The organism is Bradyrhizobium yuanmingense, from assembly GCF_900094575.1.
Lineage (GTDB): Bacteria > Pseudomonadota > Alphaproteobacteria > Rhizobiales > Xanthobacteraceae > Bradyrhizobium > Bradyrhizobium yuanmingense.
Window position 1 is genome coordinate 1 of sequence record NZ_FMAE01000044.1, and the last position, 11818, is coordinate 11818.

Below are 11818 nucleotides of genomic sequence, written 5' to 3' on the forward strand. Positions count from 1 at the left end.
TCAACGGCCCGCTGCGGGATCAACTGAACGAGACGCTGTTCACGTCGCTGGCCCAGGCTCGCGTCGCACGCGGATGCTGGCGGGCCGATTACAACGATGCGCGACCACACTCGCAGGATGGAAAACGCCCTCCGAGTTCGCCTTCAGCTGTCACCCGCGCCGGAATCTGGCGCTGCGCTAGGCCGAAAGCTCCGCCGCCAGCTCCCCTCGCTGCCACCACCCAACCGGGCAAATCCAACAGCCGGAGCGAACTCAGGATTGGATAAAACTTGGGGGCAAGGTCACAAGCCTTCCCTCGCTGGCTCTCCGTTCTCCGCACCCAGCGTCTCCGTCATCTCGGCTTCGAGGGTCTTCCTGCGGATCAGCGGCTTCAGGAACTCCTTGTCCGACCTCAACAACTCTTTGACTGCAGAGACATCCGTCTTAATCGTCGTCACGGTCATGGCGGGTCCAAGCTCCTCTACGAGCGGTGATCTTCGCAACCACCGGACTTGCCATGACCGCTTCAGCCGCTCAGCTTTTGCAGAACTTCCCGCAGGCTACCTCATAAACCTCATAAAAGTGTGCTCGATACTCCGCTCTGAGTTAGGACCCCGTGGGCTCCGCCGCGGCTGCTCGGTGCCGATCCTTTGGAGCATGGCCATCACCTGGGTGATGCCCGGCTCCCGCTGCGCGGGACGGGCATGGCCGGCGGTCTTACCGCGAGCGCTGGCGGCGAGGCCACGTTCTGCTGTCTGAATGACGTCCGGCGGACCGCACCGCATCGACGCAAAGTCTTAGAGGGTGGAAAGTGGTCTTCAGATTCGAGCCAGAAGCGGACGCGAAAAGGCGCTCTTGCCGGTTCGCTTTGACCTGGACCCTCGAGCTGACTACTGTCTCCGTACGTTTTTGGAGGTTGGTGCAACCGGATTACCGCCAGTCCGATGAGCTGCAAGCGAGAATGCCAATCGCGCGCAGCGCGGCAGCCGCCTTCGCGAGTGGAGTAATTGTCTCGACGGTTCCGATTTCGTTGCTGGGCATGGCGTCAATTCGTCGCAGCAGTCGCGCGAAGCTGCCGACTTGTCTGTCCAGAAGAGCGACGTCGACGTAGTCGCCCGGTTCAATACTAAGTAGGTACTGCGGCACGGTGACGAGCGCGATGTTTGGGATGCCCTTTAGGTAGAGCGGCTGGCCTTCGCCGAACTGAATGGGTGCGTTTGGGGCTGACACTCTCGGCGCTTGTCCGGTTGTACGCCACTCTGATTCGATAAGCGCCGTCAGCTCCGGATTGGAGGCCTAGAGCAGTTCGGGTTCGGGGTTGCCTGTCGGGCCATAGGTATTTTTGAGAGGATCGTCACGGTATTCCCGAGCACCGAGGTGCTCGATCACCAGACCTGCCACTGCATGGCGATTTCCCGGACCACCGGCCCACCACTGCGGGTGGTCCCGCAACCAGCGCGAAGTGGCTTGGCCATGATCGGTGACCGCCGGGATTCGGAGGTGTCCAGCGGTTAACACGAAGACGGCTGTGCGTGCCAACGGTCGAGCGACAGTCTGGCGCGCGAGTTCGACCAAACCGACGTGGCCGTTCTCCTCGACAATGTTTGTACCGTCACTGTGGCTTACCACGAGCACAGTTTCGTGGGCTGCGCTGTTACCTTCCACGGCCGCCCATATTGTTCGCATAGTGCTGTCTCGCTCGATCACGGCGTCGACGACGAGCGTCGCCCGCATGGCCCGTGAGGCGGCGTCCAGCACCAAGTCGGCGTCGTCTCCAGCCACGAAGACCGCTGGAATGTTCTGGTAGGGCAACGTGAACGGTAAGTACTGTCCTTTGGCGTTGGAAATGCTTATGCCACGCCAGGCGAAGATCACCGCCTCAACGCCAGCTCGTCTAGCACGCGCCAGACCTAGGCCGGCGAACGTGGCAGGAAGCAGCGGCATAGTGGTCTTGCCCCATGCACGCGCCCGATCCCAAGTCTTGACCGCCGCATCAAACGGGAACTCCCGATTTCGGACCTCGACCACCGCAATTCCGCCGCGCGCTTTGGTCCATCGCGGTATTGGACCGCGCAATCTGTACAACTGCTTCTCGGTCCCTAGGGGGCCGGTGGTCCCGGAGTAGGGAAAGACCGAAGAGATCGCTATATCGCGCCCGTCGATCTTAAGACGCAGACCGTCGGGGTTTTCTGCAGCCATGCTCCAGCGATCGAAACGCAAGACGTCCTCGTGAACTCGCATACCGAAATCGGCCCACTGCTGTTTAACATGCTCTGCAAGTTGATCGTGGCTCTTTGAGCCCGAGATTCGGGAGCCAAGGGACTCCAAGTACATCAGCTCGGCGCGGATGGTATCGTGGTCCACGGCGAAGAACTCCATTCCGCGGATTTCGGCAGGGAGAAAGTGCCCCAACAACTAATATCTCTGCTCGGTCCGGAGGAAGTCGCCAGATTCGACGACTTCAGCGCGGCTGGTTCTTTTCTGCAAAGGGAACGCATCGGTATCTGCTCGCTTCTTTCGTCAAGCTAATTCTTGAACTTCGAGCCCTCCGTTACCATCAGCGCTCAGGATCCGGAACACACAATAGGCGCGCGTCGAACATGTTTGGCCGCTCCAGCCGCAAGCGTCAGAGTACAACGTGCAGGACGAACCGGCTTCATCCTGTGCCAACTACGAGGCGCATCGACATTGCCCTCAGTTGCCACGCCTGGCGCTCAAGCCGATGGTCATCCTTTACGCCAAGCGTCGACGCTTTACTCAGCCTTCATTTGTGCCAACGGATTTTCGGTAACATCGCCGGTGATTGGCGGCTGCTCAAGCACCTGAGCAAACCGCCCTAGGAGGTCGATCGTCTTCGGCGACATTTCCGCGATGGGACCAGGTACATAGCGTGCGACCAGGCAGGCGCGGCGGCGCTCCTCAGAGTCATCCAGCAGCAATGGCAGAGTCTCGATTGCTTGCTCCCGTTCCAAAGTGGCGATGATGGTCTGTTGGCGAGTGATTGTAGTCAGACGGTCAGAAGGGACCGAGCGGAACGGCTCGTTCTGCGTCAGGACGCGTGACCAGCGATCGAGACGATCGCGGCGGATACCGCCGCGATCGCTCACAAGCAGCGCCATCATGCGGATGACGGCCTCGATAAAGCCGCCGGTCGCGATCATCTTAAGCGCACACTGAACGTCCGGGCGCGACCTCAATTCTTCTGGCGTCATTTGCCTCGCCTGCACTTCGTAGCGATCACCAAAATAGTGCTGCAAAGGAGTGTTCCACATGCTGTGGAACGTCAGCTCATACATCATGTCGCGCAGGTCGCGCCAGTAGATCATCGCCTGTGCGATATGCTGCACATACAAGGCTTCCGCCAGCAGGAATGGATTATCTACTCTGGCCTTGGCTCGAGACTGGCGAACCTGCTCGCTTATGGACTTGAAGCCAGCCAGCATCAGATTTCGCGAAGAAATTAGCGCTCGCGACAGGCGCTCCGGGTGAACACTACGGCAAGCTTGGGCCGTGAAGGTCGTGACTGCAGCTCTGACGAAGGGGCGGGCGATTGTGTGATAGATCTGTGCCTGAAGTTCAGACGCCCGGTCAACTGCACCGAAAGGGAACTCATCGCGATAGTTGTCGTTCAATGCCCGGATGTCCTTGAAGCTGCGTTCGACTAGTTCAACACTGAAGCTTTTTCGTCCATCTTGTTCCTGAACATCTTTGACGCACATTTCGTAGAGGCCGGGCATTAACGCTTCGATTGCCTCAAGCGTGGTTGCAACTTGCCGGAACTCCCTATTGACAACTTTTGAAGAGACGAAGATGCCGAGGTGCCCGATGTCGTCATGCACCATATAGATAATGTGTTGGCCGCGAACGCGGATCTCCTCCTCATCCTCGTAAACATCTGTGATCCAATTCAGAGCCTGCTGGGGCGGCGTCACTTTGTCGCCATGGCTGGCAAACACGATGATCGGCGCCCGGATCTGCTTGAGATCCACGTGCTGACGCTCCGATCCCAGGTAGGCCATGTTTTTGCCGAGCCGGTTGCCGATGAACAAGTTTTCGAGAATCCAGCAGATCTCGTTTTCGTGCAGCAAGCAGAAGCTGCTCCACCACTTCTCGGTGGCAAGAAAGCTTTCGCGCGTCGTATCCACGTCGCGGAAAAGCTCGGCGTACTTGAGGAACAGCCGGCGCTCGGGATTGAGCATCTCGAAATTATGTATGAGATTGGCTCCATCAAACATGCCCTGGCCAAGGTCGCACAGAAACATCGGGATCCAGACTCCGCCGAATATGCCGGCAATGTAGCGGAAAGCGTTGTCGCCGATGTTTCCCGACACAGCCGTCACCGGTGATCCATTGATGACGACGGGTCCTGTCAAGTCAGGGTTTGTTGCGGCCAGAACGAGGGTCGCCCAGCCTGCTTGGCAGTTGCCGATAATGGCCGGCAGAGGCGCGCGCGGATGCCGGCGGATCACTTCTCGAACAAACGCCGCTTCCGCATAGGCCACATCAGAGAGTTGCTGATTCTGCTCCGGATCGCGACGGAAGCTCACCAGATACACTGGATGACCTTCGCGCAAGGCGACGCCGAGCTGACTATCGTGCTCGTGGGCTCCCACACCCGCAGTGTGTCCCGCACGTGGAGGGATGATAACAAAGGGCCGACGACGGGAGTAATCGACCGTAACATCTTGCGGCGGGATGATGCGCAGCAATACGAAGTTGGACTTTACGGGAAGATCCCTTCCGTCCATGATCTTCTCGTACTCGTAGAAAAGAACCGGCTGACAGCCTGCCGCCTCATGTTCAAGGAAGAGGTCGCCGCTCTCCCGGAGAAGATCGATTAGCAATATAGCGCGCTCGCCCGCGTCGCGGGTGTATTCACGCCAGGCAACCCCAAGCTGTCCATCGTCACGCAGGTTCCGGAGATCTTTGGCCAGACGTTTGCCGCTTGCCAAGAGCTCGGGCAGGCGCATAAAGACCATTTCGCAGCCGCGCTTGACCCGCAGTATCCAGGCAACTTGTAGAATGTTGATGGTCTTCGCGCCCTGTTGGACCATGCGATCAGCGTGGAGTCTGAATGGGCTGCGGGTGAGCGCGTGCTCGAGTTCTGCATGTTGCGCTTCCATTGACTGGGCCAAGTTGGAGCGCTGGAACGAGTCAGACATGGCCTGACCTCCTCTGTTCTAGAGTCGATGCCGCCCCGTAGTGCTGATTCACGCTGTGGTGCCGGATTGCCTGTCTACGGCATCTTTCATCCGGCAAACTGCTCGCAAGCGAGGTCAGTGTGACCAAGAAAGCGTAACCTCAAGAGGACGTTTTGCGAGCAGGGGTGACTTTCCACGACGTTCCCGAATCGCTCTATGCAAAGTCGATGCCAGGCATCTTGTTGCTGCCGAGACGAAGTATGGCCAAGCAACTTCCGTCTTCCTGTTCTGCTGCACAGGTTTTGTCTGATCGAAAACCAACACTGGCAGAAATCAGACACTGCGGATCACCTTTGTTAGATAGCGGACGTCTGTACATTCCTTGCTGGCGTTTACACGAGCGTCGCGAGCCCGTGTAGCTGACACCCAAGCGAGAATGCAATGCTCGGCGTTGTGATTGGGAACAAACGTCAGAGACCTTAAGGCTGCCATCCATCAATTTGGAAGCGCCGCGGATGCGGTCGCCTACGGTTTTCAGCACTGGCGGTGCTGCGCCTCGCCTGGGCAGTCGCAGGAATCGCCGTGGGATTTGGGTTGCGCGCGAACAGAACGGCGATTTTTCGCGGTCTCTTCCTGAACCGCACCCACGCGTTCAAGTACGCGCTGTCCAAGAATGGCCATCATCCAGAAACCAGCGTCGAGGTGTCGCGCGAGATGGAATTCGATGTTCCCGCTCATTTGCAGATCGTCGGCACGAGCTCCGCCAACTAATACATCGACCCCAATTGAGAACAGGAGACGAAATTCAATGCGCGCCAGCGGCTTCCTTCAATCTTGAAAATGAAATTGCAAGCTTCCCGGCCTTCAGACCCCAAAAGGTAGCAATTAAACCTTGCTCCGCTCCAAAATTGACTCCCGCTCAATGGCTTGGGCGGTTCTTCACGGCCGACTGTTTAGTGTTGTGGCGCCCAGTGCTGACCTGGATTGCAGCCTGGCAGCGGCGCTGCGCCTCGCCCGAGGCTAGCGTAAAGCCTATGTTTCCAGTGTGAAAGTCTCCTCGCGTGTCGCGCCGATCGACTGGAGGCGCCGCACGGCGCCTTCATTGCGTTGTTGCGCCGCGTATTGATACGAATTGACTGCTGCGTCCCGATCTTGTGCGGTGCCTCGGCCTGACATCAACGCGTCGCCCAGAGCAACCTGCGCTTCCGCCATGCCTCGCTCGGCGGCTCTCTGAAGCTATTCCGTCGCCTTCGTCACGTCAGCCTCGCGCCCCTGTCCCCTCCCGAGCATCACGGCGAGGTTGTACTGCGCAACAGTATGTCCCTGCTCTGCAGCGGCCTCATACCAGTTCACACCCTCTGCAAGATCCAGGCGCACTCCAGTACATAACGGCGAGCTGGAACTGTGCGGCTGCATGCCCCGCGCGCGCGGCCTTGGTCATCCACGATGATGCTGCTGAGCATTCCCCACGCCGCTCTTTCGGATCCAGATGGAGAAGTCCAAGCATGTACTGCGCCTCGACATAACCGGCTTCCCCCGCCCGTGTAAGCCATAGGATTGCGCCTAATATATCGGCGGCCCCTCCGAACTTACCCATCTTCAGCGCGCCCAGTTGAAACGCCGCCGGAGGATGACCAGCCTCCGCGGCCTCTCCCAACAAAGAGTGCTCGCGTGCAACGTTATCAGCAGACGCATCCTAATGAAGCAGGAAGAGCGCATAGACGGTCTTGGCGTCAGGATCTCCGCTACTGGCGGCCCTGCTCACATTCCGACGCCATTTCCTGATCTTTGGGAACGTCAGCGCCGGTCGAATAGAGCTTTCCGAGTTGCACCTGTGCGGCGCTGATGCCGCCATCGGAGGCACGTTCGAAACCATTTTATCGCGGCCTCCAAGTTGCGCTGAACGCCGGAGCCGTTGAGATAGAAGATTGCAACATTGAACGCCGCAGTGGCATGGCCATTTTCGGCCGCGCGCTCGAACCACTTCGCGGCATGACGAATGTTGGGCGAGACACCGACACCAGTCGCATAGAACCGCCCTACGAAGAATTGCGCCTGCACATCGCCCGGCTCGGCCGCCTTCTCATACCAAATCGCCGCCTCCCGCAAATCGGGCTCGGCATCGGCTCCGCTCGAATAGAATTCCGCGAGTGCCTGAATTGCCGGAAGATAATCCTTCCGCGCCGCCTTGCGCAGCGCGGTCTCGGCGCGATCGAGGTCCTTGGCGACGCCCTTGCCGCTGAACCGAAACAGGCCGATGTTGTAGAGTGCGATCGGATCATCATGCGTGGCGGCACTCTGGAATAGGCGAGCAGCCTCAGTCGGGCTCTCGGGCAAGCCCCTACCCTTCAGCGTCATGAATGCGAGCCCAATCTGCGCCCTCACGTGATCCTGCGCGGCGGCCTTGCCATACCAGATCGCAGCCTGGGCGAAATCGACGGGTACGCCGCGTCCCTGATAATAGACATCGCCGAGCGCGAACTCGGCAGGTGCAAACTTCTGATCGGCCGCCGCGTGATATCAACGAAGTGCAGCAGCGAAGTCCTTCGTGCACCCCTGCCCTTCGCTGTAGAGATGGAGTGCCCGACCGCATTGAAGCCGGAAGGCCTCCTTGATGAATAGGCTCGGCGCGATGCAATTCACGTTTCCGCGATGGCTTCCAAGGATAACAGCTTCTCTCACTAACTTCGAAAAGTACAGGGCTCAAGCGTGGTCGCACTGAAGGGAAGTGAAGGAGTACCATCAATCAGAAGAGTACCATCAATCATCAGCTTTAAGTAGACGATAGTTGGACAGCTGCAACAGATCGGCTTCATCAAATCGGCCTTGAAAGTTCCGCGCCCTGTATGTCGCACCGTCTGAACCAGCCCTAAAGGATATGATCGTACCGGCGTTTCCGAGAACGGCGTGACGCACCTCTGGTTCAAGCTGATGGAGGTATTGGTGGGCGACTGCAAGTGTTGAAACTCGTCGACGTAGACAAAGAACGGACGCCGTTCATACTCGGGTAGGTCGGCGCGGCTAAACGCAGCAAGCGCGAGCGTAGTGACGAGCAATCCGCCCAGGTGTACGAGCTGTCCTCACCGATTTGCCCTTTGGCCAGGTTCACCAGTAGTACTTTGCCCTCATCCATGATTTGCCGCACATGGAGATCATGCTGGGGAGCGGTTAGAAGTCTGTTGAGTATCGGATCTGAAAGGAAGGCGCCCACTTTGTTCTGGATCCGCGTCGTGCCGTCGGCACGGTAGCCAAACGAGAACCGCTCAAACTCTTTTATGAAGAACGTCCGAACCGACTCGTTTTTCAAGTGTCGCGCAATCTCGGCGCGGAACTTCCGGTCCGATAGGATGCGCATCGTGGCGTGCGGTTGCTCCTGCAGCGCCATCAAAACGTTGCGCAAAATGTGCTCCATGCGAAGGCCCCATGCATCCGGCCACATTTTCTTGAATACTTCATGAAGCCAGAAGCAGCGAGCGCGATCCGATCTTCACGGACATGCCGCAGGGGATTGTACCCATACGGCTGGGAGGGATCGCACGCATTTAAGTAGATCACGTCTGATGAGCGTCTCGTGGAAACCTGCGCCACGACGCGCTCCACCAAGTCGCCGTGAGGATCGATAAGAGCGATTCCACATCCGCGCTCGATGTCCTGAAGCGCCGTCGTCTCGATTAAAGTCGACTTTCCGGTACAGTCTTGCCAATGATGTAAAGGTGCGAGAAGCGGTCTTCGTCAGCCCGACGAGATCAACGATCCACTGACGGATATCCTGCGAGCGGGCGCGCAGCAGCTTTTGGCGCAGGCGATCGAGGTCGAAGTCGCGACGTTTCTTGCCACGATGAAGGACTTGAAGCCGGCCGATGGGCGCGCCCGCGTGGTGCGGCACGGTCGCGGCCCGGCGCGAACGACCGGCATCGGCCCCGTCGAAGTCGCACGGGCGAAGATTCGGGACCGCGGCGCGGCCGGCGATGGCGAGCGGATCCAGTTCAGCTCGGCGATTCTGCCGCTGTGGGCGCGACGGACCAGGAGTTTGGACGCGCTGTTGCCGGTGCTCTACCTGCGCGGCATCTCGACCGGCGACTTCCAGGAGGCGCTGACGGCCTTGCTGGGTAAGGACGCACCGAACCTGTCGCCAGGGGTGATTTCCCGGCTGACGGCCGTGTGGCAGGGCGAGTACGAGCGCTGGCAGAGGCGCGATCTGTCGGCGCGCCGATACGTGTACGTGTGGGCCGATGGCGTCTTCCTGCAGGCCCGCATGGAAGATCACAGCGAATGCATGCTGGTGCTGATCGGCGCGACGCCGGAAGGCAAGAAGGAACTGATCGGCTTCCAGGTCGGCGTGCGCGAGAGCGCGCAGAGCTGGCGCGAGCTCCTGATCGACGTCAAACAGCGCGGATTGCAGATCGCCCCGGAAATTGCCGTCGGCGACGGCGCGCTCGGCTTCTGGAAGGCGCTCGATGAGGCTTGTCCCGGCACCCGGCACCAGCGATGCTGGGTGCACAAGACCGTGAATGTCCTGGACAAGGTCCCGCTCTCGGTGCAGGCCACCATGAAGAAGGATTTGCGCGAGGTCTATTGGGCGCCGAACCGGGCGTCCGCCGAAGCGGCGATCGACGTCTTTGCCGAGAAATACCGCGCCAAGTATGGCCGGGCGGTCGAATGCCTCACCAAGGACCGCGACGCGCTGCTGACCTTCTACGACTTCCCCGCCGAGCATTGGGACCATCTGCGCACGACGGATGAGATGGACAAGCGATTTCTTCGTCGCCGAGACGACGACTGCGGAGATCGCTGTAAGTCCACCTATTGTTCGGCTGCGCTGCGGGCCATTCTTCCGTCCCGGCCACCGATCTCGCAGCCGCCGCGCGCCGGGGCGGTCAAGGCTGGCCGCATCTGCGGCAACCGCAAGGCTTGGCCTTGACCGGCCCGAGCACGGCGGCACACTGGCAGTGGAACGGGACTGCATTCCTGGCTAGAACTTGCCATCAGCCGCGATTATGGTTGTTGGGCGCGGGCGACCTCGTGGCGAAGCGTGACGCGTCGGCTGCAAGCGTCACCGGACTGCCTATTTTGTCCTGCCGAACTGAGGCGCTCGCGAGCCACTTTTTGGGTGCCGCGACTTCCATTGCGACACGAATCGTTCGTAGCTTTGCTCGGCCTGGGCGGCGATCAACATCTCGCGGTCGCGCAGCGGCTTGATGTTGTAGGCATAGGCTGGTCCACGGCGGCTCCCTTTCTGTTGTGGATGTCCGGCTTGAAGTTGCATCGCGCGGGTCTTGCTGGCGACTAGCGCCGGGCGCGCCCACAGGTAATCCTCGCCCTTTGTCAGCAAGTGCCAGCAGAGCACAGTGAGCTTCCGAGCCACGGCCACCGCGGCGATCTGATGGCCGCCGCGCACGGATCCGCACGAAAAAAGCATGCAGTGGACCGGGCGCCTTGGCCGCTGCCCAGGCCGCCTAGACCAGCATGGCGCGCGCATGACTGCGGCCGATTTTGCTGATACGGCCGTGGTGGGCTGCTCCCAACCCGGACTGCCGCACCCGCGGGTTCAGCCCGAAATAGCTCACCCGCTTGTGCGGGCTGTCGAACCGGCTGATGTCGCCGATCGCCGCCACGATGCCGGCGGCGACCGCCAGGTTCACGCCGGTGATCGTCATCAATCTGTTGACCGCGGAATCCTCGATTGCGTCCCGCGCGATCTCGCGGTCGAGCAGGACCAGGTCTTCCGCCAGCCGGTCAAGCTCACGGACATGCCGGTCGATGGCCGCTCACTCATCGTCCGGCAACTGTTGAGCGGCCAACCATGCCCGGCAAAAGATCGGCATGCGGGCACTTCGGGATCAGGTGCGCGTGCAGGATCGAATGCACCTCGTTCTTGAGCCGCGTGCGATGCCGCACGACCTGGTAGCGCCGCGCCACCAGCCTACGCTTGCGCTCGGTCTCCGCGTCAGGCGTCCAGATCTGCGGCAGGTATCCCGCCGCCTGCAGACTGGCGAGCGTGCCGGCATCGATCTTGTCGGTCTTGACGTGAGCCTGGGCGATCGCCTTCACCTGCAACGGATTGGCGATGATCACCCGCGCCACGAATGGCGCCAGAACCCGCGACACCGCCAGGCGGTTACCAGTCGCTTCGAGCACCACCTCATCACCGGCCAGCGGGGTTTTGCCAAATCCCTCCAGCGCAGTCCGCGTCATATCAATGCGACCCGCATGTCGAAGCCTGCCGTTCTCCCAAAATACCACCTCCCCGAAGGTTCGGTGGACATCAATGCCAATTATCCGTCGCATTCGCACCTCCTCTGCCGAACACATGACGGGAGCTGCGGGTGACACGACAACTACGGATTCGCGCTCGCGGCGCAACCGGGCGAGTCGCAGAGGCGGCCAGCTACTAGGGTCTGTACCTAATTAGCGAACTCTGATTCCCTGGCAGCGGGTTGATTCCACGCGGGGGACTTCGATGCGCAAAGGACTGTTCTGGCTCAACGACAAGCAATGGGCTCTGATAGAGCCGCATCTGCCAACGAACCAGACCGGACCGGTGCGCGATGACGATCGACGCGTCATCAGCGGTATCATTCACATGCTTCAGTGCGGCGCACGCTGGCGCGATTGCCCGCCCGACTATGGTCCGTACACGACGATCTACAATCGTTTCAATCGCTGGGCCAAGCGCGGACATTGGCGGGCGATCTTTG

Annotated in this window: 10 protein-coding genes and 3 pseudogenes; 4 read left to right on the forward strand and 9 right to left on the reverse strand. The window is 60.0% G+C overall.

Annotated elements, in window-relative coordinates; all coding sequences use genetic code 11:
- Positions 1-23 precede the first annotated feature (23 nt).
- On the forward strand, positions 24-266 hold the full coding sequence (locus GA0061099_RS37700) for an integrase core domain-containing protein (protein ID WP_420886589.1): 243 nt from the start codon (positions 24-26) through the stop codon (positions 264-266).
- Between the two features lie 19 nt (positions 267-285).
- Here GA0061099_RS37700 and GA0061099_RS41725 read toward each other — a convergent pair.
- The 4 genes and pseudogenes from GA0061099_RS41725 to GA0061099_RS37715 all read right to left on the reverse strand — a co-directional run.
- Positions 286-443, reverse strand: a pseudogene (locus GA0061099_RS41725) (IS256 family transposase); the annotation flags it as partial.
- Between the two features lie 466 nt (positions 444-909).
- Positions 910-1209 (reverse strand): hypothetical protein, encoded by a 300-nt coding sequence (locus GA0061099_RS40820; protein ID WP_050996312.1) that lies wholly within the window; start codon positions 1207-1209, stop codon positions 910-912.
- A gap of 66 nt (positions 1210-1275) precedes the next feature.
- Positions 1276-2358 (reverse strand): hypothetical protein, encoded by a 1083-nt coding sequence (locus tag GA0061099_RS37710; protein ID WP_141697791.1) that lies wholly within the window; start codon positions 2356-2358, stop codon positions 1276-1278.
- A gap of 374 nt (positions 2359-2732) precedes the next feature.
- Positions 2733-5141 (reverse strand): DUF3141 domain-containing protein, encoded by a 2409-nt coding sequence (locus GA0061099_RS37715; protein ID WP_074448588.1) that lies wholly within the window; start codon positions 5139-5141, stop codon positions 2733-2735.
- A gap of 525 nt (positions 5142-5666) precedes the next feature.
- Here GA0061099_RS37715 and GA0061099_RS37720 point away from each other — a divergent pair.
- Positions 5667-5891 carry a hypothetical protein gene (locus GA0061099_RS37720; RefSeq protein ID WP_338060709.1) on the forward strand — a complete coding sequence of 75 codons (225 nt, stop codon included), beginning with the start codon at positions 5667-5669 and terminating at the stop codon, positions 5889-5891.
- A 261-nt stretch (positions 5892-6152) separates the two neighbouring features.
- Here the strand turns inward: GA0061099_RS37720 and GA0061099_RS42515 are convergent, their stop codons facing one another.
- The 4 genes from GA0061099_RS42515 to GA0061099_RS37730 form a co-directional block, all read right to left on the reverse strand.
- Entirely contained in the window at positions 6153-6332 is a 180-nt protein-coding gene (locus GA0061099_RS42515; protein WP_225115166.1) for an SEL1-like repeat protein, read from the reverse strand.
- A gap of 24 nt (positions 6333-6356) precedes the next feature.
- Positions 6357-6536 (reverse strand): tetratricopeptide repeat protein, encoded by a 180-nt coding sequence (locus GA0061099_RS42520; RefSeq protein ID WP_225115165.1) that lies wholly within the window; start codon positions 6534-6536, stop codon positions 6357-6359.
- 381 nt (positions 6537-6917) lie between these two features.
- Positions 6918-7505 (reverse strand): tetratricopeptide repeat protein, encoded by a 588-nt coding sequence (locus GA0061099_RS42525; protein WP_225115164.1) that lies wholly within the window; start codon positions 7503-7505, stop codon positions 6918-6920.
- 538 nt (positions 7506-8043) lie between these two features.
- A complete protein-coding gene (locus tag GA0061099_RS37730; protein ID WP_050996310.1) occupies positions 8044-8532 on the reverse strand; it encodes a hypothetical protein in 489 nt (162 codons plus the stop codon).
- A gap of 333 nt (positions 8533-8865) precedes the next feature.
- Here GA0061099_RS37730 and GA0061099_RS37735 point away from each other — a divergent pair.
- Positions 8866-9879, forward strand: a pseudogene (locus GA0061099_RS37735) (IS256 family transposase); the annotation flags it as partial.
- Positions 9880-10185: 306 nt separating this feature from the next.
- Here the strand turns inward: GA0061099_RS37735 and GA0061099_RS37740 are convergent.
- A pseudogene (locus tag GA0061099_RS37740) lies at positions 10186-11390 on the reverse strand (IS110 family RNA-guided transposase).
- Positions 11391-11580: 190 nt separating this feature from the next.
- Here GA0061099_RS37740 and GA0061099_RS37745 point away from each other — a divergent pair.
- Positions 11581-11818, forward strand: a 238-nt coding sequence (locus GA0061099_RS37745; protein WP_141697792.1) for a transposase, incomplete at its 3' end; no start/stop codon positions are given.

What these genes read in the sequence shown, in the direction of transcription:
- GA0061099_RS37710 (WP_141697791.1), bottom strand. Translation starts at nt 2,358, where the DNA reads ATGGAGTTCTTCGCCGTGGACCACGATACCATCCGCGCCGAGCTGATG.
- GA0061099_RS37715 (WP_074448588.1), bottom strand. Translation starts at nt 5,141, where the DNA reads ATGTCTGACTCGTTCCAGCGCTCCAACTTGGCCCAGTCAATGGAAGCG.
- GA0061099_RS42515 (WP_225115166.1), bottom strand. Translation starts at nt 6,332, where the DNA reads ATGGCGGAAGCGCAGGTTGCTCTGGGCGACGCGTTGATGTCAGGCCGA.
- GA0061099_RS42520 (WP_225115165.1), bottom strand. Translation starts at nt 6,536, where the DNA reads ATGCAGCCGCACAGTTCCAGCTCGCCGTTATGTACTGGAGTGCGCCTG.
- GA0061099_RS37730 (WP_050996310.1), bottom strand. Translation starts at nt 8,532, where the DNA reads ATGGAGCACATTTTGCGCAACGTTTTGATGGCGCTGCAGGAGCAACCG.